Genomic DNA, 20,474 nt, shown 5'->3' on the forward strand with positions numbered 1-20,474 from the left:
TGCACTGCTGGAGCGAAAGAACGAGCGCCTTGTCGGGGGAGGCGCCTCGCGTGGCACCGACGGAGGACCCAAGCAACCGTGGATGCGCAAAGCCGTGGGCGGGCGGACGATATCGACCCCGCAGACCAGTGGGTACTGAACCCGCACACCGGCAACTACGAACTGCGACTGGATCAATCCGCAGGGGAGTCGTCCGGTGCGCCGCGAGTGGCGGGACCCCGCGGACCGGGCCGCAAGGACGGGCCCGCCCGGAGCGCCTCGCGCGACGGGTCCGGGCGTCAGGGGCAGCGCACGGGCGACGGCACCGAACCGGCGGACGCTCCGCGCCGCGAGGTGCCGGGACAGCGCAGCCGCCGTTCGTCGCAGGGCGGCCGCGGCCAGGAGACCGCCGCGGCGGGCGCCGGCCGCCGCAAGCGCAAGCCCCCCAAGGCCCGCAGGAAGAAGGCGCTGCTGTGGACGGGCGGGGTGATGGCGTTCGTCGTCGTCGCTGGCTCGGCCGGTGCGTACGCCCTCTACCAGCACTTCAACGGCAACCTCAACACGGTCGACGTGGGTGACGCGGGCAGCAAGAACGTCATCGCCGAAGGGCCGATGAACATCCTGATCATCGGCACCGACAAGCGCACCGGCAAGGGCAACGAGGGGTACGGCGACAAGGGCAGCACCGGCCACGCCGACACCAACATCCTCTTCCACGTCTCCGAGGACCGCACCAACGCGACGGCGATGAGCATCCCGCGCGACCTGATGATCGAGATCCCCGACTGCGAGACGAAGCAGAAGGACGGCTCGACCAAGGTCATCCCGGGCACCGCGAACGACCGTTTCAACACCAGCCTGGGCCAGGCGGGGCGCGACCCCGGCTGCACCATGCGGACGGTCAAGCAGATCACCGGCATACAGGTCGACCACTTCATGATGGTCGACTTCAACGCCGTCAAGGAGCTGTCCACCGCGGTCGGCGGCGTCAAGGTCTGCATGGCCAAGCCGATCGACGACCCGAAGTCGCACCTCAAACTTCCCAAGGGCGAGTCGACCGTCCAGGGCGAGAAGGCACTCGCCCTGCTGCGCACCCGGCACAGCTTCGGCAACGAGAGCGACCTCGACCGGATCAAGGTGCAGCAGCAGTTCCTCGGCTCGATGATCCGGCAGATGAAGTCGGACGACACCCTGACCAGTGCCCCGAAGCTGTACAAGCTGGCGGACGCGGCCACCAAGGCGCTCACGGTCGACTCCGGTATCGGCAGCGTGAAGAAGCTGACGAGCCTCGCCCAGGAGATCGGCAAGGTCGACACCAAGAACATCACCTTCGTGACCATGCCGGTGATCGACAACCCGGCCGAGCCGACCCCGATCACCGTCGTACCGGCGCCCGAGAAGGCCGAGGCGCTGTTCGCGATGATGCGCTCGGACACCTCGCTCACCGAGGTCAACAAGCAGAAGAAGGCGGCCAAGAGCAAGCAGGCGAAGCTCCTCAAGGGCCCGAAGGCCGACGCGGCCGACGTACGCGTGGATGTCCTCAACGGCGGCAACATCCCCGGGGCCGCGGGCTCCACGGTGACCTGGCTCCAGAACGACAAGGGCGTACTGAAGTCCACCAACAAGGCCAACGCCCCGGCCAAGATCGACAAGACGACGCTCGCGTACGCGCCCAACCAGGCCGACCAGGCGCGAGCGCTCGCCGAGATGATGGGGCTGCCCGCCTCGGCCCTCAAGAAGGGCACCACCGACGCCGAAGGACTGCAGGCGATGGTGCTGACCCTGGGGGCGGACTTCGAGGGTGCGGGCAAGCCCATCACCGGGCCGGCGAAGGCGCCGGCCGATATCCAGAGAGCAAGCGCCGACAAGGCGGAATGCGCCAAGTGACACCGGGTCACCGCGCTACAGCAGGAGTCTGAGCAGCAGGGGGGTCCGGTGGGACGCAGCAGCACACCCGGGGAGGGGACGCGACCACGCGTCCGGCACGCCGATCAACTCGGCTGGGACGAGAGTCTCTACGAGGAGGACGGCGAGAACGGTAGGGGGAACAGGAGCGGCGGCAGGAGCCGGGGCACCGGCGGAGGCGAGCGGCCCGGCGGGAGCGGGGATTCCGGCGGGGGCGGGGATTCCGGCACGCCCGAGAGCGGGCACCGCCACGGAGGCCCCAACCGCCGTAGCCGACGCGCGGCCAAAGGCGGCAAACGGCGCATAATGCGCTGGGTCGCGTCCGTGCTCGCGCTGCTGATACTCGGTACCGGTGGCGCCGGTTACCTCTACTACGAGCACCTCAACAGCAACATCAAGAAAGAGGACCTGACGCTCGGCGACAAGAAGATGGCCGATCACAAGGCCAACGCCGCCGGTCAGACCCCGCTGAACGTCCTGCTCATCGGTTCCGACGCGCGGGACTCCAAGGAGAACCAGAAGCTGGGCGGCGCGAAGGAGACCTTCGGCGGTCGCCCGCTCGCGGATGTGCAGATGCTGCTCCATCTCTCGGCGGACCGCAGCAACCTCTCGGTCGTCAGCATGCCGCGCGACACGATGCTGAAGATGCCCAAGTGCACCGATCCCAAGACGGACAAGGTGTATCCGGCCAGCACCGGGAACGTACAGACCAACGAGAGTCTGGGCCGCGGCGGCCCCGGCTGCACGGTGGCCACCTGGTACGAGCTCACCGGCATCACGATCGACCACTTCATGATGATCGACTTCGCGGGTGTGGTCTCGATGGCCGACGCGATCGGCGGCGTCCCGGTCTGTGTCGACGCCAACATCGAATCGCGCTCCAGGGACGGCAAGGGCTCCGGGCTGAAGCTGGAGAAGGGCACCACGCCCATCAAGGGCGAGCAGGCGCTCCAGTGGCTGCGCACCCGGTACGGCTTCGAGGACAACACCGACCTCGGCCGCGCCAAGGCCCAGCACCAGTACATGAATTCGATGGTCCGCCAGCTGCGCAAGGGCACCAAGCTGACCGACCCCGCGAAGCTGATGAACCTCGCCGAGGCCGCCACGGACGCGCTGACGGTCGACAAGGGCCTCGACACGGTCAAGAAGCTCTACGACCTGGCCGAGGAGCTCAAGAAGGTCCCGACCAAGCGCATCACCATGTCGACCATGCCGAACGTGTACGGCACGGGCACGCTCAAGGGCCGGGTGTTCCCCAAGGCGGGCGACGCCGAGCAGCTGTTCCGGATGGTGCGCGAGGACATCCCGCTCGACGGCAAGGCGTCCAAGCGCAAGGCGACCGTCACCAAGGACCCGTCCGCACCGGTCGGCGAGATCGCGGTGAGCGTGCGCAACGCGACCCGCACCGACACCCTCGGCCCGGCCGGGGGGCGCGCCGGTGCGGTGCAGAAGCAGCTCAAGGACGCGGGCTTCGCGAAGACCACGGTCGACACGCAGAACGTGACCGGCGCCGCGCGGACCGGAATCCTGTACCCGAGCGCCGATATGGAGGGTGACGCGCAGGCGGTCGCCAAGGCGCTCGGCATCCCGGTCTCGCTGGTGAAGAAGTCGACCGATGTCTCGGGCATCTCACTGGCGGTGGGAGCCGACTGGCGGGAGGGCGGGGCCTACCCCGCGCCCAAGGGTCAGGAGAAGACCCCGGACTCGGCCGAGGCGCTCAACGGCGAGGAAGAGGCGTGCATGAAGGTCAACCCGAACTACACCTGGTCCTGACCGGCCGGAACGGAACGACGGGAGGGGCCCCACCGATCACGGTGGGGCCCCTCCCGTCGTCAGCGTGAAGAGGTCCGGCGGACCTCGTCAGCGTGAAGAGGTCCGGCGGATCTCGTCGACGGTGACGACGTCCGCCGGACCTGCCCGGGGCGCGCCGCGGGCCGGCCGTGCGCGCGCCGGATCAGACCGTCTGCCGGGGTGCCGCCGGGCGGCGGCTGGCGATGACCTTCCTCGCCAGGGAGCGCGGGCTGGTGAGGAAGCCGTAGCCCCAGGACATGTGCATGGTGGCCAGCGCGAGCGGGATCTGCGCGCGGCCCTTCAGCGACAGCCCCTTCCCGGCGGGCAGCGACCCGGCGACGATGGCCGCCACATAGCCGGCCGGGACGACGAAGGCCCACGGGGTGACGGCGGCGCCCACCACGATGCCCGCCGCGATGGCGCAGACGGCCGTCGGCGGGGCCAGGTAGCGCAGGTTGATCGAGCCCGCGTGGTAGCGGGCGACGACGTGGCGCCAACGGCCGTAGTCCTTGTACTGCTTGGCGAGCGCCTTGATGGAGGGGCGCGGGCGGTACTGGACCTTCAGCTCGGGCGAGAACCAGATCAGGCCGCCCGCCTCGCGGATACGGAAGTTCAGCTCCCAGTCCTGGGCGCGGATGAACTCCACGTTGTAGCCGTCCGCCCGCTCCAGGGCCTCGCGGCGGAAGACGCCCAGGTACACCGTCTCGGCCGGACCCGCCTGGCCGCCCGTGTGGAAGGCCGCGTTGCCGACGCCGATCTTCGAGGTCATCGCGGCGGCGACGGCGTCCTCCCAGGCGTTCTCGCCCTCGGCGTGCATGATGCCGCCGACGTTCTGCGCCCCGGTCTCCTCCAGCAGCCGGACCGCGGTCGCGATGTAGTTCGGCGAGAGCATCCCGTGCCCGTCGACCCGCACCACGACGGGGTGGCTGGAGGCCTTGATCGCGGCGTTGAGGGCGGCGGGGGTGCGGCCGGTGGGGTTGGGGACGGTGTGGACCCGGGGGTCCTCCGCGACGAGTTCCGCGGCGATCTCGTCGGTGCGGTCCGTGGAGGGGCCGAGTGCGATCACGACCTCCATCTCACCGGCGTACTCCTGCTCCAGGATGTGCCGGATCGCGTTCCTGAGATGGCGTTCCTCGTTGAGTACCGGCATGATCACGGAGACGGCGGGGTGCTGCGCGGCAGGCATGTGGTCCTCGGGTGGTCCTGGGGGCGCCAGGGGTTCCGCACCCCGGGAGGCGTCGTTATTCGGCCGCCACGTTACCGCGAATGGGGGATAGCGGCGTGCCCCCACGGGTTGCGGCCCGTTCCGCAGATCGTATGGGCCTATGGTGCGAACGGTCCCCCTTGCACCGCGGAGGTGTCCCCCCGTGCCCACGCCTCACCGATCGTCCCGATCGCCGCACCCCCGCACCACTCCCCCGCAGGCCAGACCGGCGCGGCGGCCCCGGACCCGGAAGCAGGACGAGCGGCCCCGCTGGGGCATGCGGGTGGCCACGGGTCTGTCCGTGCTCGTGCTGGGCGCGGGCGGGATCGGCCATGCGGTGGTGAGCGGGCTGGAAACCGGAATCGACCGCGTCGACCCCTTCAAGGACATGAAGAACCGGCCCGCGGCGGGGCACGGCATGAATCTGCTCCTCGTCGGGACCGACGGCCGGGACAGGATCACCGAGGCCGAGAGAACGAAGTACCGGCTGGGCGGCGCCCCCTGCCACTGCACCGACACGATCATGCTGGTCCATCTGTCGGCCGACAAGGAGCGGGCGAGCGTCGTCAGCCTCCCGCGCGACAGTTACGCCGAGATCCCCGCGCACACCGACCGGAACACGGGCAAGCACCACGCCACCCACCCGGTGAAACTGAACGCCGCCTACGCGGAGGGCGGACCGACCCTGACCGTACGGACCGTCGAGCACATGACCGGTGTCAAGGTCGATCACTATCTGGAGGTCGACTTCACCAGCTTCATGAGGACGGTCGACGCCGTGGGCGGGGTGAAGATCTGCACGGCCGGGCCGATGAAGGACTCGTACACCGGTCTCGACCTGGCCGCGGGCACCCATGAGCTGGACGGCGGTCAGGCCCTTCAGTACGTACGCTCCCGGCACATCGACGGGGCCTCCGACCTGGGCCGGATGCAGCGCCAGCAGAAGTTCATCGCGGCGCTGATCAAGCAGGCGACCAGCAGCGGAGTGCTGTTGAACCCGGTGAAGTTCCAGCGGGTCTCCTCCTCGATGCTCGGCTCGGTCCGGGCCGACAAGGGGTTCGGTACGGAACAGATGCTGACGCTCGGCAAGGCGATGCGCGGCTTCAGCCCGGCGTCGTCGGAGTTCACCTCCGTACCGGTCGGGAACGTCAGCTTCCCGGTCAAGGGCATCGGCTCCACCGTGCAGTGGGACGCGAAGAAGTCGAAGAAGCTGTTCCGGGCGCTGCGCGAGGACAGGCCGCTCGCCTCGCGGAAGGTGGGCGGGCCGCAGAAGCCGAAGGGGGCACTCGTCGATGTGGCACCGCAGCAGATCCGGGTGCAGGTCTACAACGGGACCCCGAAGGACGGCCTCGGCAAGGAGATGGACGACGCGCTGCGCGCCACCGGCTTCGACACCACCCGCGCCCCGCTCAACGGGGAGCTGCGCGACCTGCGGCGGACGCTGGTGACGTTCGACCCCCGGTGGGACCGGTCGGCGAGGTCCCTGGCCGCCGCGTTGCCGGGGAGCGAGCTGAGGGCGGTGCAGGGGCAGGGCGGCACGATGAAGGTGACGGCGGGCTCGGACTTCGGCACGGTGCAGCGGGTGCGGGCGGAGAGCCCGCAGCAGGGCAAGTTCGGCGCGGTGACGGGGGACGAGGTCGTCTGCCCGTGACGGTGACGGCGGGCCGCGTCCGTACACCGGGTCGCGTGGGCCGCGTCCGTACACCGGGTCCTGCGGGCCTTGTCCGTACACCGGGTCGAGCGGGCCTTGTCCGTACACCGGGTCGAGCGGGCCTTGTCCGTACACCGGGTCGAGCGGGCCTTGTCCGTACACCGGGTCGAGCGGGCCTTGTCCGTACACCGGGTGAAGCGGCCCGCGGCGACGCCGCGTCCTCGGTCGCCGGACGGGCTTGAACGATCAAGCCCGTCGGCCACGCGCTCAGTCGTCGATGCCGTCGGCCACGCGCCTCTCGCGCAGTTCCTTGATCGCGCGGCGCCGGGCCAGCCGGTGCGTACGCCGGATCTGGGCCTCCTGGTAGCGCCGCTTGTCACGCTCCGTCTCGGGGATCACATGCGGTACGGCGCGCGGCTTGCCGTCCCCGTCGACCGCCGCGAACACCAGATAGGCGCTGCCGACCTGCTGGGCGGGGGTCGACTCGTTCCAGCGCTCGGCCATCACCCGGACCCCGACCTCCATCGAGGAGCGGCCGGTCCAGTTCACCTGGGCGCGTACGTGAACGAGGTCACCGACGCGGACCGGCTCCAGGAAGACCATCTCGTCCATCGACGCCGTCACGGCCGGTCCGCCGGAGTGCCGGCCGGCCACGGCGCCCGCCGCGTCGTCGACCAGTTTCATGATCACGCCACCGTGCACCGTACCCAGCAGGTTGGTGTCGTTTCCGGTCATGATGTGGCTGAGGGTGGTCCGGGAAGCCGCGGTCGACTTGCCCGGAATCTCGCCCTCCGGGCGTGGGGCCTGATCTGTCATGCCCTCCACCTTATGCGCGGGCTTGGGCAGCGCGGAATGCATCAGCTTCGCAACAGCCCTGGACCGATTTCCCCTGCACCCTGTAATACCGATGGGCCGGGGCGGCACACTGGTCGGCATGAACGATTGGCCCGATCGACGGACCGGCGACCGCAGCGACCGCTACGGGCAGGGCAGCTCAAGCCCCCAGCCCGAGAGCGCCCGTGCGATGCCGCACATCCAGCGTCGACCGGCCCCGCCGCGGGCACCGCAGGTACCGCCGCAGGGCCAGGGGTACGACGACCGCTACGGCGGCCGCGAAGGTGATTCCGCCTACGACAACGGTTACAACACGGGCCAGGTCTACGGCAGCGGCAACGGCTCCGGCCACGGCGGCGGACGGCGCGGCGGCGGGGGCGACGGCGGTTACGTCCAGGGCCGCCCCGCTCCCGACTGGCGCCGGCGGATCAAGATCGGCGCGCTGACCCTGGTGGTCGTCGTGCTCGCCGTCTCCATCTCCACGTACTTCTGGGCCGACTCCAAGCTGAAGCGCGAGGTCGACCTCTCCAAGGTCATCGAGCGGCCCGAGGGCGGCGAGGGCACGAACTACCTGATCGTCGGCTCCGACAGCCGCGCGGGGATGACCGCGGAGGACAAGAAGAAGCTCCACACCGGTTCCGCCGAGGGCAAGCGGACCGACTCGATGATGATCCTGCACGACGGGTCCGACGGGCCGACGCTGGTCTCCCTGCCGCGTGACTCGAACGTCGAGATCCCCTCGTTCGTGGGCTCGGAGTCGGGCAAGAAGTACCCGGGCAGGGGCCGGACCGTGAAGCTGAACGCGGCGTACGCCGAGGACGGCCCCGAACTGCTGGTCCGGACCGTCGAGTTCAACACCGGGCTGCGCATCGACCACTACGTCGAGATCGGCTTCGGCGGCTTCGCCAAGATCGTGGACGCGATCGGCGGGGTGGAGCTGGACATCCCCAAGGCGTTCAAGGACAAGAAGTCCGGCGCCGACTTCCAGGCGGGCAAGCAGACGCTGAACGGCGAGCAGTCCCTCGCCTTCGTCCGCACCCGGTACGCGTTCGCGGGCAGCGACCTCGACCGTACGAAGAACCAGCAGAAGTTCCTCGCGGCGCTGGCGAGCCAGACGGCGACCCCGTCCACGATCATCAACCCGTTCAAGCTGTACCCGACGATGGGCGCGGGCCTGGACACCCTGATCGTCGACAAGGACATGTCGCTCTGGTCCCTGAGCCAGATGTTCTTCGCGATGAAGGGCGTCACGGGCGGCGACGGTACGTCGATGAACATGCCAATCTCGGGCAGCATCGGCGGGAACCTCGTCTGGGACAAGGAGAAGGTCAAGCAGCTCGTCCAGCAGCTGAAGAACGACGAGAAGGTCACCGTCACCGGTAACTGACGGCCGACGGCGCGGTGGGGCGGCAGGCCGTCCTGCCGGACGCCGCCGACAGGAGAGGGGCGCCCCGTGGGGACGCCCCTCTCGCCGTGCTGCCCAGCGACCGCCCGAGTGGCGCGGCACTCGGGCGCTGCGGCCGGAGTGCTACGGCAGGTTGCGGGCCATGACGATCCGCTGGACCTGATTCGTGCCTTCGTAGATCTGCGTGATCTTCGCGTCGCGCATCATCCGCTCCACCGGGTAGTCCCGCGTGTAGCCGTAGCCGCCGAGCAGCTGGACAGCGTCCGTGGTGACCTCCATCGCCACGTCGGAGGCGAAGCACTTGGCCGCGGCGCCGAAGAAGGTGAGGTCGCCGTCGAGGCGCTCGGACTTCGCGGCCGCCGCGTAGGTGAGCTGCCGGGCCGCCTCCAGCTTCATCGCCATGTCGGCGAGCATGAACTGGACGCCCTGGAAGTCGGCGATCGGCTTGCCGAACTGCTTGCGCTCCTTGACGTAGCCCTTGGCGTAGTCGAGGGCGCCCTGGGCGATGCCGAGTGCCTGGGCCGCGATCGTGATGCGGGTGTGGTCCAGGGTCTTCATCGCGGTGGCGAAGCCGGTGCCCTCCTCGCCGATCATGCGGTCGGCGGGGATGCGGACGTTGTCGAGGTAGACCTCACGGGTCGGGGAGCCCTTGATGCCGAGCTTCCGCTCCGGGGCGCCGAAGGAGACGCCCTCGTCCGACTTCTCGACGACGAACGCCGAGATGCCCTTGGAGCGCTTGGTCGGGTCGGTGACGGCCATGACCGTGTAGTACTCGGAGACGCCCGCGTTGGTGATCCAGCGCTTCACCCCGTTGAGGACCCAGAAGTCACCGTCGCGGACGGCCTTGGTCTTCATGCCCGCCGCGTCCGATCCCGCGTCCGGCTCGGAGAGGGCGTACGAGAACATCGCGTCGCCCTTGGCGAGCGGGCCCAGGTACTTCTTCTTCAGCGCCTCGGAGCCCGAGAGGATCACCGGGAGCGAGCCCAGCTTGTTCACGGCCGGGATGAGGGAGGAGGACGCGCAGGCGCGGGCCACCTCCTCGATCACGATGACCGTCGCCAGCGCGTCCGCGCCGGCGCCGCCGTACTCCTCCGGGACGTGGACGGCGTGCAGGTCCGAGGCGACCAGAGCGTCCAGCGCCTCCTGGGGGAAGCGGCCCTCCTCGTCCACGGCTGCGGCGAACGGGGCGATCTTCGCCTCGGCGAGCGAACGGATCGTTTCGCGGAGCATGTCGTGCTCCTCGGCCGGACGGTACAGGTCGAAATCGGTCGAACCCGCCAAGACGCTCACTCCCCAAGGTGCTAACTACCGTTAAGTAACCCAATTTTAGTGGTCAGCCCGCTCGATGGCCTACGCGCATGACACGTGAGCTTCACGACAGGGGTGGGGCACACGGGGCATTCCCGGCAAAGGGAGACGGGAATTCCGCGACCGGAGGGCCCGACTATGCTCGGCTCCGCACGCCCGTCCGTATCTTCCAGGAGCACTTCATGGCCCTCAGGATCACTGTGATCGGCACCGGCTACCTCGGTGCCACCCATGCTGCGGCCATGGCGGAGCTGGGCTTCGAGGTGCTCGGCCTCGATGTCGTACCGGAGAAGATCGAGCTGCTCTCGGCCGGCCGGGTACCGATGTACGAACCCGGGCTCGAAGAGATCCTCCAGAAGCACGTCGAGGGCATCGAGGGCTCCACCGGACGGCTGCGGTTCACCACCTCCTGGGAGGAGGTCGGTGCCTTCGGTGATGTGCACTTCGTCTGTGTGAACACCCCGCAGAAGCACGGCGAGTACGCCTGTGACATGAGCTATGTGGACAGCGCCTTCGAGTCGCTCGCGCCCCAGCTCACCCGGCCCGCCCTGGTCGTCGGCAAGTCGACCGTGCCGGTGGGTTCCGCCGCCCGGCTCGCGGCCCGGCTCGCGGAGCTGGCACCGGTGGGCGCGGCCGCGGAGCTGGCCTGGAATCCGGAGTTCCTGCGCGAGGGCTTCGCGGTGAAGGACACCCTGCACCCCGACCGGATCGTGGTCGGGGTGGAGAGCGAGGGCGCCGAGAAGCTGCTGCGCGAGGTGTACGCGGTACCGGTCGCCGAGGGATCGCCGTTCGTGGTGACCGACTTCCCCACCGCCGAGCTGGTGAAGACCTCCGCCAACTCGTTCCTGGCGACCAAGATCTCGTTCATCAACGCCATGGCCGAGGTCTGCGAGGCCGCCGACGGCGATGTGGTGAAGCTGGCCGAGGCCATCGGGCACGACGAGCGGATCGGGAAGAAGTTCCTGCGGGCCGGGATCGGGTTCGGCGGCGGCTGTCTGCCCAAGGACATCCGGGCGTTCATGGCGCGCGCCGGTGAGCTGGGCGCGGACCAGGCGCTCACCTTCCTCCGCGAGGTCGACTCCATCAACATGCGGCGCCGCGGCCACATGGTGGAGCTCGCCCGGGAGGCGGTGGGCGGCGATTCGTTCCTGGGCAAGCGGGTGGCGGTGCTCGGCGCGACGTTCAAGCCGGACTCCGACGACGTACGGGACTCCCCCGCGCTGAACGTGGCCGGACAGATCCACCTCCAGGGCGGCCAGGTCACGGTCTTCGACCCCAAGGGCATGGACAACGCCCGGCGGCTGTTCCCGACGCTGGGCTACGCGGACTCGGCGCTGGAGGCGGTGCGCGGCGCGGATGTGGTGCTGCACCTCACGGAGTGGCGCGAGTTCCGCGAGCTGGACCCGGCGGCGCTGGGCGAGGCGGTGACCCACCGGATCATCCTGGACGGCCGCAACGCGCTGGACAGCGAGGTGTGGCGCGGGGCGGGCTGGACGTACCGGGCGATGGGCCGCCCGAGGGCCTGAGCCCGGCGGCACGGTCCTGAGGGCTGCCCCGTGATCCCTGGCGGGACGGCCCTCAGGCGCGCCTGGCGCGGTAGGTACGCATCTTGGCGCGGGCCCCGCACACCGACATGGAGCACCAGCGCCGCCGCCCCGCCGGGCTGCGGTCGTAGTAGACCCAGTGGCAGTCCTCCGCCTCGCACGCCTTGAGCCGCATCCAGGTCCCGTCGGCCGCGGCGGCGGCGACGGCCTGTGCGACACCGGCGGTGAGGGCGGCGAGGGCCGTGGGGTCCGGGGGCCCGACGGCGGGCCGGAGCGCCGCCGCACCCTCGGCGTCGACCGTCACCCGCAGGGGCGCGGCGGCCAGCAGTTCGTCGAGCGGGGGCGGCTCCGGGGCGCCTTCGGGCAGCCGGTGGCCCGCGTGGGCCAGACAGGCGCGGCGCAGCGCCTCGCGCAGGTCCCGGGCGCCGGGCGCCTCGGCCTCGGTGAGGCCGAACGGGGCGCGGCCGTCCGCCGTGCCGAGGGTGTCGACGCCGGTCTCGATGTTCAGCGTGTTGACCAGGTCCTCGATCAGGACGAGTGCTCCGGGTGCCGCTGCCCGCTCATTCATGGTTGCGACGTTACCCCCACTGGGGCAGCATGGAGTAACGGTTGCCGCCCAAACCTGCCTACCGGTAACCGCCTCGACGCCTGGAGGAGAAGCATCATGGCCATCGCCACATTGGGCACCGTCGTCCTGGACTGCCCCGATCCTGTCGCGCTCGCCGGTTTCTACGCCGCCGTGCTGGGCGGCACCGTCGAGCGGTTCGAGGACGGCGGGGACAGGTGGGTGGAGCTCACCGGAGGTGCGGGCACCCCGCTCGCCTTCCAGGCCGCACCCGGCTTCGTACCGCCGCGGTGGCCGAGTCCTGACGGATCCCAGCAGTTCCATCTGGACCTGACCGTGCCCGATCTGGACGCGGCGGAGGGTGAGGTGCTCGCCCTGGGGGCGCGGGTCCTCGACGCGGATGACCGGAAGCGGTCGTTCCGGGTGTACGCGGATCCCGCCGGTCACCCGTTCTGTCTCTGCGCGGGCTGACGGCCCGAACGTCGTACGTCGCGGGGTACGGGCCGGGCCCGTACCCCGCGAACGGGTCAGACGGCCGGGCCGTCCAGCTCGTCGATCGTGGCATGGGACGGGCCGCGCCGGGTCTGGAGGTCCCGCGCGACGGCTTCCGCGTCGCGCAGCACCCGCACCGCGTTCCGCCAGGTCAGCTTGGCCAGGTCGGTGTCGGACCAGCCGCGGGCGAGGAGCTCGGCGATCAGGTTCGGGTAGCCGGAGACATCCTCCAGGCCACGCGGGAGGAACGCCGTGCCGTCGTAGTCGCCGCCGATGCCGATGTGGTCGATGCCCGCGACCGTCCGCATGTGGTCGAGGTGGTCGGCGATCGTCGCCACGGTGGCCACCGGGCGGGGGTAGGCCGCCTCGAAGTCCTCGTGGACGCGCATTGCCTGCGGGGTGGTGTCGAGGTGGTGCATCCCGTGCTCGCGCATGTTCCGGTCGGCGGCCAGGGTCCAGTCGCCGGCTTCGGGCAGCACGAACTTCGGGACGAACGTCGCCATGGCGATGCCGCCGTTGCGCGGGAGCGCGGCCAGCACGTCGTCGGGGATGTTGCGCGGGTGGTCGCAGACCGTCCGGGCGGAGGAGTGCGAGAAGATCACCGGCGCGGTGCTGGTGGCGAGCGCGTCCCGCATCGTGGTGGCCGCGACATGGGAGAGGTCGACCAGCATGCCGATGCGGTTCATCTCCCGTACGACCTCGTGGCCGAATTCCGAGAGGCCGCCGATGCGCGGGGTGTCGGTCGCCGAGTCCGCCCAGTCGATGTTGTCGTTGTGGGTCAGCGTCATGTAGCGGACGCCGAGGGTGTGCAGGGCCCGCAGGGTGCCCAGCGAGTTGTTGATGGAGTGGCCGCCCTCGGCGCCCATCAGGGAGGCGATCCGGCGCTCGGCGCGGGCGCGCTCCATGTCGTCGGCGCTCAGCGCGCGCCGCAGGTGCGTGGGGTAGCGGGCGATCAGCTCGGCGACCACGTCGATCTGTTCGAGGGTGGCGCTGACCGCCTCGTCGCCGCGCATGTCCGTACGGACGTAGACCGACCAGAACTGCGCGCCGACGCCACCGGCGCGCAACCGGGGGATGTCGGTGTGCAGGAGACCGGTCTGGCTGGTGGCGATGTCCCGTGCGTCCAGGTCGTAGCCGACCTGTTCGCGCAGGGCCCACGGCAGATCGTTGTGACCGTCGACGACGGGGTGGGCGGCGAGGAGCTCCCGGGCCCGGTCCAGGTAGTCCATCGGGCGCCTACTTTCCGAAGCCGAAGGAGTCGGAGCCCTCGACCTTGGACCGCAGCCGCTTGCCCTTCTCGGTGGCCTGTTCGTTGAGTTCCTGCTGGAACTCCCGCATCCGGGCCCGCAGCTCGCTGTCGTGGGCGGCGAGGATCCGGGCGGCGAGCAGGCCCGCGTTGCGTGCGCCGGCGACCGAGACCGTGGCGACGGGGACCCCGGCGGGCATCTGCACGATGGAGAGCAGGCTGTCCATGCCGTCCAGGTACTTCAGCGGAACCGGCACGCCGATGACGGGCAGCGGGGTGACGGAGGCCAGCATGCCGGGCAGGTGGGCCGCGCCGCCCGCACCCGCGATGATCGCCTTCAGCCCGCGGCCGTCCGCCTGCTCGCCGTACGCGATCATCTCGCGCGGCATGCGGTGGGCGGAGACGACGTCGACCTCGTACGGGATCCCGAACTCGTCGAGCGCCTTCGCGGCCGCTTCCATCACGGGCCAGTCGGAGTCGGAGCCCATGACGATGCCGATGACGGGTGAGGTACCCGAGGAGGTTCCGGTGCGGGGGGAAGTCATTCGGTGATCGTTCCTCGCAGGTAGTCGGCCGCGTGCCGGGCGCGCTCCCGCACGTCCGCCAGATCGTCGCCGTAGGTGTTGACGTGTCCGACCTTGCGGCCGGGCTTCACGTCCTTGCCGTACATGTGGATCTTGAGCTGCGGATCGCGGGCCATGCAGTGCAGATACGCCTGGTACATGTCCGGGTAGTCGCCGCCCAGGACGTTGCACATGACCGTCCAGGGGGCGCGCGGGCGCGGGTCGCCGAGCGGCAGGTCGAGGACGGCCCGCACATGGTTGGCGAACTGCGAGGTGATCGCGCCGTCCTGGGTCCAGTGCCCTGAGTTGTGGGGGCGCATCGCCAGTTCGTTGACGAGGATGGCGGGCTTCCCGTCCGGTCCCCGGGTCTCGAACAGCTCGACCGCGAGGTGGCCGACGACGCCGAGCTCGGCCGCGATCCGCAGGGCGAGCTGCTGGGCCTCGCCCGCCAGCTTCTCGTCGAGACCGGGGGCGGGCGCGATGACCGTGTCGCAGACGCCGTCGGTCTGTATCGACTCCACGACCGGGTAGGCGACGGCCTGGCCGTGCGGCGAGCGGACGATGTTGGCCGCCAGCTCCCGTACGAAGTCGACCTTCTCCTCCGCCAGGACCGGGACCCCGGCGCGGAACGGTTCGGCGGCGTCCGCCTCGGAGCGGACCACCCACACGCCCTTGCCGTCGTAACCGCCGCGCACGGTCTTCAGGACGACGGGGAAGCCCCCGGCCTCCTCGGCGAAGGCCGCGGCGTCGGCCGGGTCGCTCACGATGCGGTGGCGGGGGCAGGGCACGCCGATCTCCATGAGCTTGGCGCGCATCACCCCCTTGTCCTGCGCGTGGACCAGGGCATCGGGGCCGGGGCGCACGGGGATGCCGTCCGCCTCCAGGGCCCGCAGGTGCTCGGTCGGGACGTGCTCGTGATCGAAGGTGATCACATCGCAGCCCTGCGCGAAGGCACGCAGCGTATCCAGGTCGCGATAGTCGCCGATGACGACTTCGCCGACCACCTGGGCGGCCGAGTCCTGAGGAGTGTCACTGAGGAGCTTGAATTTCAGGCCGAGGGGGATACCCGCCTCGTGGGTCATACGGGCGAGCTGACCGCCGCCGACCATGCCGACTACCGGGAACGTCACGCCTCCAGGGTATCCGCCGTCCAGGTGCTCCCCCGACGCCGTCCGGCTCCCTCTCCTCCTCATGGGCATCACACGGGAGGGCTGGATAGCATGACGGGGTTGACGAAACCTACGGACGGGGCTGAGCGATCACCATGAGCGAACGGGGCGCACTGCGGACCCGGCTTGATCTGCTGGCCCGGGAGGTCGCCAAGTTCGGCGCGGTCGGCGCGTTCGGCCTGCTGGTCAATATCGCGGTCTCCAACCTGATCTGGCGCACCACGGACATCCCGGTGGTGCGGGCCGGGCTGATGGGGACCTGCGTCGCCATCCTCTTCAACTACGTGGGGTTCCGCTACTGGACCTACCGGGACCGCGACAAGAGCGGCCGGACCCGCGAGCTGATGCTGTTCCTGCTGTTCAGCGCGGTGGGCGCGGTCATCGAGACCGGTGTGCTGTACCTGGCGACGTACGGCTTCGGCTGGAACAGCCCGGTCCAGAGCAATGTCTTCAAGATCCTCGGCATCGGGATCGCCACCCTGTTCCGCTTCTGGTCCTACCGCACCTGGGTCTTCAAGGCGCTTCCCGCCGAGGAGGCCGTGCTCAGCCCGGAGAAGTTTCTGGAGCAGCGGGGACCGTCCGACCCGATGACGCCGACCCCAGTGACACCGGTGACACCGGCCGCCCCGGTCGCACCGGCCGCCCCGGTCCAGGCGTCCGGCCCGGTGACATCCGCCGCCCCGGTGACGCCGTCCGGCCCGGTGGCACCCGGTTCGGTGACGCTGCCTCGCTGACGCCGCCCCTCCGGCGTCCGGCCGACCGCTCCGGAACCCGTACGCCGCCGAGGCCGCGCGGCGCGCTCAGCGGACCGGGCGCTCCGGATCCTTGCGGCTGAGCGCCACCCTGCTGAGGAAGAGCGCGAACACGGCGGGCTGCTGCTGGAGCAGTTCGAGCCGCCCGCCGTCCGCCTCCGCGAGGTCCCGGGCGACGGCCAGGCCGATCCCGGTGGAGTTGCGGCCGCTGATCGTCCGCTCGAAGATCCGCGCCCCGAGGTCGGCGGGGACCCCGGGGCCCTCGTCCGTCACCTCGATGACCGCCTGGTTGCCGGTGACCCTGGTCCGCAGGGCGACGGTGCCGCCGCCGTGCATCAGGGAGTTCTCGATCAGCGCGGCCAGGACCTGGGCGACCGCGCCGGGGGTGCCGACGGCCCGCATCCCGTGCTTGCCCGAGCAGACGATGGCGCGGCCCGCGCTGCGGTAGGCCGGGCGCCACTCCTCGATCTGCTGTTTGACGACCTCGTCCAGGTCGAAGGCGACGGCGGAGCCGGTACGCGGGTCGCGGGAGTTGGTCAGCAGCCGCTCCACCACGTCGGTGAGCCGCTCGACCTGGGTGAGCGCGATGTTCGCCTCCTCCTTCACCGTGTCCGGGTCGTCGGTGACGGAGATCTCCTCGATCCGCATGGAGAGCGCGGTCAGCGGGGTGCGCAGCTGGTGCGAGGCATCGGCCGCCAGCCGTCGCTCGGCGGTCAGCATCCGGGCGATGCGTTCGGCCGAGGAGTCCAGGACGTCGGCGACGCGGTCCAGCTCCGGCACCCCGTAGCGCTTGTGGCGGGGGCGCGGGTCGCCGGAGCCGAGGCGTTCGGCGGTCTCGGCGAGGTCGGTGAGGGGCGAGGCCAGCTTGTTGGCCTGACGTACGGCGAGGAGTACCGCGGAGACGATCGCGAGCAGCGCCACCGCGCCGATGATCAGCAGGGTCCGGCCGACCTCACGGGTGACGGCCGAGCGGGACTCCTCGACGGTGACCTTCTCGCCCTGCTCCCCCTCGGCCGTGCTGCGGATGACGTTGCCGGTGGGGCGCTCGCCGACCTCGATGGGGGCCCGGCCGCGGATCTCGACCAGGGCGTAGCGGCTGGAGTCGACCTGTTCGGCCAGTACCGGCGAGGTGATCCGCTCCTCGCCCAGCAGCCGGCTCTCCACGACGCTGATCAGCCGCAGCGCCTCGGTGTCGACGCTCTCCTGGGCGCTGGCGCTGATGGTGCGGGTCTCCACGATGACCAGGGAGACACCGAAGACGGCGATCACCACGAGCACCACGGCGAGCGTGGAGTTGATCAGTCGACGGCGCATGGCTGCTTCGTTTCGTCAGCTCTTCCGGTTCCGCTTCAGCTCTTCTCGAACCGGAAGCCGACGCCCCGGACCGTCGCGATGTAGCGGGGGTTGGCCGCGTCGTCGCCGAGCTTCTTGCGCAGCCAGGAGATGTGCATGTCGAGCGTCTTGGTGGAGGACCACCAGGTGGTGTCCCAGACCTCCCGCATCAGCTGGTCGCGGGTGACGACCCGCCCGGCGTCCCGGACCAGGACCCGCAGCAGGTCGAACTCCTTCGCGGTGAGCTGGAGTTCCTCCTCGCCCATCCAGGCCCGGTGCGACTCGACGTCGATCCGGACGCCGTGGGTGGCGGGCTGCGGGGCGGGCTCGGTGGCACCGCGGCGCAGCAGGGCGCGGACCCGGGCGAGGAGTTCGGCGAGGCGGAACGGCTTGGTGACGTAGTCGTCGGCCCCCGCGTCGAGGCCGACCACCGTGTCGACCTCGTCGGCGCGGGCCGTCAGCACCAGGATCGGCACGGTGTGCCCGTCGGCGCGGAGCCGGCGGGCGACTTCGAGGCCGTCCATCCCGGGCAGGCCCAGGTCGAGGACGACCAGGTCGACGCCCCCCTGGAGTCCGGCGTCGAGCGCGGTCGGACCGTCCTGACGGACCTCGACCTCGTAACCCTCCCGACGCAGTGCGCGGGCCAGTGGCTCCGAGATGGATGCGTCGTCCTCGGCGAGCAGTACACGGGTCATGTGGTGATGGTAGACCGCACAGGGCGCCCAGGGTGAGGCACTCATCAACGCCTGCGGGTCTGGGCCACAAAACGGACCGGAACCTTTGAATATGTGAGCCTGATTCCTTCCTCACCTGTGATCCAGGTCTCATGTCCTTTCATATCCGGCCGTGGCGTGTCGTATGGTGTCCCGACGCCTGTTGCACTACTCAAGGACCTTTGGGCAGCTTTAAGCGCCAAGGGTCTCTTTTGTGTGCGGGCCGGTTACCCGCCGGCCGTGACATGAGTGAATGACCTGTGGGCCGGGCCCGGAGCGCGAGGACGCGCGTCGGGCGTGGATCCCGATGCGGTTCTTCCCCAGCCCGCGGCGCCGAGCTCTCCCCTACGGAGCCCGGCGTACGGGGCGAATCCCCCTCCAGGCGTCGGGGGTGGGGCTGTCCGTATCGGTGCCGGCTACCCCCCACCGGGCGCGTAACGCTCACCAGGCGACGCGTCCCGACCAGCAAGGATCGACCATGGCGTCCAGCCTGACGAAGGATTCGGCCAGTACGACCGGCGGAAAGACCTTCTTCGGCCACCCCCGCGGCCTGGCCACTCTCTTCATGACCGAGATGTGGGAGCGCTTCAGCTTCTACGGCATGCGGGCCCTGCTTCCGCTCTACCTCGTCTCCAGCTCCGGCCTGGACATGAACGCGGCGACCGCCACCGCGATCTACTCCATCTACATGGCGATGGTCTACCTGCTCGCCATGCCCGGCGGCTGGTTCGGAGACCGCGTCTGGGGGCCGCGGAAGACGGTCACCATCTCGGCCGGGGTCATCATGCTCGGCCACCTGACGCTGGCCCTGCCCGGCACCGGCACCTTCTTCGCCGGTCTGGCGCTGGTCGCACTCGGTTCCGGTCTGCTGAAGGCCAACATCTCCACGATGGTCGGCCACCTCTACTCCGGCCCGGACGACCCGCGACGCGACGGCGGCTTCACCGTCTTCTACATGGGCATCAACCTCGGTGCCTTCGCCGCCCCGCTGATCATCGGCACGATCGGCGAGAAGGTGAACTGGCACCTCGGTTTCGCCATCGCCGCGCTCGGCATGGCGCTGGGTCTGGCCCAGTTCCTCATCGGTACGCGCCACCTGGACGCCCGCTCCAGCATCGTCCCGAAGCCGCTTTCGGCCCAGGAGCGCCGCTCCACCCTGCGCAAGGGTCTGCTGTGGCTGATCGTCGCCGTCGTCTTCTACGGCGTGCTGGTGGCCACGGACGTCTACACGCTGAACTGGGCGCTCGTCCCGATCACCGTCGCCGGTCTGATCATTCCGGTCGCCGTGCTGGCGCGCATAAAGCGGGACAAGGACCTCTCCGCCACCGAGCAGTCGAAGATGTCCGGCTACATCTGGTTCTTCGTGGCGGCGGCCGTCTTCTGGATGATCTACGACCAGGGCGGCTCGACGATGTCGCTCTTCGGCGAGTCCTCGACCTCGAACACCCTGTTCGGTGTGGACTTCCCGACCTCCTGGTACCAGTCCGTGAACCCGGTCTTCATCATGGCGCTCGCGCCGGTGGTGGCCTGGATCTGGCTGGCGCTCAACCGGCGCGGCAAGGAGCCGAGCACGGTCGTCAAGTTCGGCTCGGGTCTGTTCCTGGTCGGTGTGTCGTTCCTCGTCTTCATGATGCCGCTGACGCTGGCCTCGGACGGCGACAAGGTCAGCCCGATGTGGCTGGTGTCGATCTACTTCCTGCAGACCGTCGGTGAGCTGTGCCTCTCGCCGGTCGGCCTCTCGGTCACCACGAAGATGGCTCCGGCGAAGTACGGCAGCCAGATGATGGGTGTCTGGTTCCTGGCCGTCACCGCGGGCGACTGCACCACCAGCCTGCTGTCGCTGGCCGGGGTGGATCTGAACAGAACCGGGATGGTGGGGCTGGAAGCGGCGCTCGCGATCGTGGCCGGGTTCTCGATCTGGATGTACCGCAAGAAGGTCGCCACCCTCATGGGTGATGTGCGCTGACGGGTACTGACGCGCGCCGTCCGTGAACGGAAGGGCCGCCGCACCGGCAGAACGG

General features: G+C 70.0%; 16 protein-coding genes and 1 pseudogene. 8 read left to right on the forward strand and 9 right to left on the reverse strand.

Features of this window, described 5'->3' with window-relative positions:
* The first annotated feature begins 78 nt into the window (after positions 1-78).
* Together OG251_RS14880 and OG251_RS14885 are read left to right on the forward strand one after the other, a co-directional pair.
* Positions 79-1,866 carry an LCP family glycopolymer transferase gene (locus OG251_RS14880; protein WP_326677625.1) on the forward strand — a complete coding sequence of 596 codons (1,788 nt, stop codon included), beginning with the start codon at positions 79-81 and terminating at the stop codon, positions 1,864-1,866.
* A gap of 48 nt (positions 1,867-1,914) precedes the next feature.
* Complete coding sequence (locus OG251_RS14885; RefSeq protein WP_442818333.1) at positions 1,915-3,657, forward strand: LCP family protein; 1,743 nt, start codon at positions 1,915-1,917, stop codon at positions 3,655-3,657.
* Between the two features lie 181 nt (positions 3,658-3,838).
* On the opposite strand, the gene OG251_RS14890 is transcribed toward OG251_RS14885, so the two are convergent.
* Entirely contained in the window at positions 3,839-4,861 is a 1,023-nt protein-coding gene (locus OG251_RS14890; protein ID WP_326677626.1) for a glycosyltransferase family 2 protein, read from the reverse strand.
* Positions 4,862-5,042: 181 nt separating this feature from the next.
* Here OG251_RS14890 and OG251_RS14895 point away from each other — a divergent pair, with 181 nt between their 5' ends.
* Positions 5,043-6,530, forward strand: a complete 1,488-nt coding sequence (locus OG251_RS14895) for an LCP family protein (RefSeq protein ID WP_442818334.1) — start codon at positions 5,043-5,045, stop codon at positions 6,528-6,530.
* 267 nt (positions 6,531-6,797) lie between these two features.
* Here the strand turns inward: OG251_RS14895 and OG251_RS14900 are convergent, their stop codons facing one another.
* Entirely contained in the window at positions 6,798-7,346 is a 549-nt protein-coding gene (locus tag OG251_RS14900; protein ID WP_073726601.1) for an acyl-CoA thioesterase, read from the reverse strand.
* Positions 7,347-7,464: 118 nt separating this feature from the next.
* On the opposite strand from OG251_RS14900, the gene OG251_RS14905 reads away from it, so the two are divergent.
* A complete protein-coding gene (locus OG251_RS14905) occupies positions 7,465-8,751 on the forward strand; it encodes an LCP family protein (RefSeq protein ID WP_326677627.1) in 1,287 nt (428 codons plus the stop codon).
* A gap of 141 nt (positions 8,752-8,892) precedes the next feature.
* Here the strand turns inward: OG251_RS14905 and OG251_RS14910 are convergent, their stop codons facing one another.
* The gene (locus tag OG251_RS14910; protein WP_326677628.1) at positions 8,893-10,050 is read right to left on the reverse strand and encodes an acyl-CoA dehydrogenase family protein; all 1,158 of its coding nucleotides are present in this window, start codon (positions 10,048-10,050) and stop codon (positions 8,893-8,895) included.
* 209 nt (positions 10,051-10,259) lie between these two features.
* Between OG251_RS14910 and OG251_RS14915 the strand changes: the two genes are divergently transcribed.
* Positions 10,260-11,603 (forward strand): UDP-glucose dehydrogenase family protein, encoded by a 1,344-nt coding sequence (locus tag OG251_RS14915; protein WP_326677629.1) that lies wholly within the window; start codon positions 10,260-10,262, stop codon positions 11,601-11,603.
* 52 nt (positions 11,604-11,655) lie between these two features.
* Here the strand turns inward: OG251_RS14915 and OG251_RS14920 are convergent, their stop codons facing one another.
* Positions 11,656-12,189, reverse strand: coding sequence for a CGNR zinc finger domain-containing protein (locus OG251_RS14920; protein ID WP_326677630.1), 534 nt, complete (start codon positions 12,187-12,189; stop codon positions 11,656-11,658).
* A 96-nt stretch (positions 12,190-12,285) separates the two neighbouring features.
* Between OG251_RS14920 and OG251_RS14925 the strand changes: the two genes are divergently transcribed.
* A complete protein-coding gene (locus OG251_RS14925) occupies positions 12,286-12,657 on the forward strand; it encodes a VOC family protein (RefSeq protein WP_326677631.1) in 372 nt (123 codons plus the stop codon).
* A gap of 56 nt (positions 12,658-12,713) precedes the next feature.
* Here OG251_RS14925 and OG251_RS14930 read toward each other — a convergent pair whose 3' ends face one another.
* From OG251_RS14930 to OG251_RS14940, 3 genes are read right to left on the reverse strand one after another with little or no spacing between them, the layout of a single operon-like run.
* Positions 12,714-13,907 (reverse strand): dipeptidase, encoded by a 1,194-nt coding sequence (locus OG251_RS14930; protein WP_326677632.1) that lies wholly within the window; start codon positions 13,905-13,907, stop codon positions 12,714-12,716.
* A gap of 7 nt (positions 13,908-13,914) precedes the next feature.
* Positions 13,915-14,469 (reverse strand): 5-(carboxyamino)imidazole ribonucleotide mutase, encoded by a 555-nt coding sequence (purE, locus tag OG251_RS14935; RefSeq protein WP_326677633.1) that lies wholly within the window; start codon positions 14,467-14,469, stop codon positions 13,915-13,917.
* Complete coding sequence (locus OG251_RS14940; RefSeq protein WP_442818335.1) at positions 14,466-15,617, reverse strand: 5-(carboxyamino)imidazole ribonucleotide synthase; 1,152 nt, start codon at positions 15,615-15,617, stop codon at positions 14,466-14,468. The genes purE and OG251_RS14940 overlap by 4 nt, the downstream gene beginning before the upstream one ends.
* Positions 15,618-15,751: 134 nt before the next feature.
* Here OG251_RS14940 and OG251_RS14945 point away from each other — a divergent pair.
* A pseudogene (locus tag OG251_RS14945) lies at positions 15,752-16,261 on the forward strand (GtrA family protein); the annotation flags it as partial.
* Positions 16,262-16,456: 195 nt separating this feature from the next.
* Here OG251_RS14945 and OG251_RS14950 read toward each other — a convergent pair.
* A complete protein-coding gene (locus OG251_RS14950; protein WP_326677635.1) occupies positions 16,457-17,722 on the reverse strand; it encodes an ATP-binding protein in 1,266 nt (421 codons plus the stop codon).
* Positions 17,723-17,757: 35 nt separating this feature from the next.
* Entirely contained in the window at positions 17,758-18,435 is a 678-nt protein-coding gene (locus OG251_RS14955) for a response regulator transcription factor (protein ID WP_073726400.1), read from the reverse strand.
* Positions 18,436-18,931: 496 nt separating this feature from the next.
* Here OG251_RS14955 and OG251_RS14960 point away from each other — a divergent pair, with 496 nt between their 5' ends.
* Positions 18,932-20,419: an oligopeptide:H+ symporter gene (locus OG251_RS14960; protein WP_326677636.1), complete on the forward strand. Its 1,488-nt coding sequence runs from the start codon at positions 18,932-18,934 to the stop codon at positions 20,417-20,419.
* Positions 20,420-20,474: the final 55 nt, after the last annotated feature.

Source organism: Streptomyces sp. NBC_01237, assembly GCF_035917275.1.
Lineage (GTDB): Bacteria > Actinomycetota > Actinomycetes > Streptomycetales > Streptomycetaceae > Streptomyces.

Bases quoted from the DNA above. Each gene is read 5' to 3' on its own strand.
- OG251_RS14890 (WP_326677626.1), bottom strand. From the start codon at position 4,861: ATGCCTGCCGCGCAGCACCCCGCCGTCTCCGTGATCATGCCGGTACTC.
- OG251_RS14900 (WP_073726601.1), bottom strand. From the start codon at position 7,346: ATGACAGATCAGGCCCCACGCCCGGAGGGCGAGATTCCGGGCAAGTCG.
- OG251_RS14905 (WP_326677627.1), top strand. From the start codon at position 7,465: ATGAACGATTGGCCCGATCGACGGACCGGCGACCGCAGCGACCGCTAC.
- OG251_RS14915 (WP_326677629.1), top strand. From the start codon at position 10,260: ATGGCCCTCAGGATCACTGTGATCGGCACCGGCTACCTCGGTGCCACC.
- OG251_RS14920 (WP_326677630.1), bottom strand. From the start codon at position 12,189: ATGAATGAGCGGGCAGCGGCACCCGGAGCACTCGTCCTGATCGAGGAC.
- OG251_RS14925 (WP_326677631.1), top strand. From the start codon at position 12,286: ATGGCCATCGCCACATTGGGCACCGTCGTCCTGGACTGCCCCGATCCT.
- OG251_RS14930 (WP_326677632.1), bottom strand. From the start codon at position 13,907: ATGGACTACCTGGACCGGGCCCGGGAGCTCCTCGCCGCCCACCCCGTC.
- purE (WP_326677633.1), bottom strand. From the start codon at position 14,469: ATGACTTCCCCCCGCACCGGAACCTCCTCGGGTACCTCACCCGTCATC.
- OG251_RS14950 (WP_326677635.1), bottom strand. From the start codon at position 17,722: ATGCGCCGTCGACTGATCAACTCCACGCTCGCCGTGGTGCTCGTGGTG.
- OG251_RS14955 (WP_073726400.1), bottom strand. From the start codon at position 18,435: ATGACCCGTGTACTGCTCGCCGAGGACGACGCATCCATCTCGGAGCCA.
- OG251_RS14960 (WP_326677636.1), top strand. From the start codon at position 18,932: ATGGCGTCCAGCCTGACGAAGGATTCGGCCAGTACGACCGGCGGAAAG.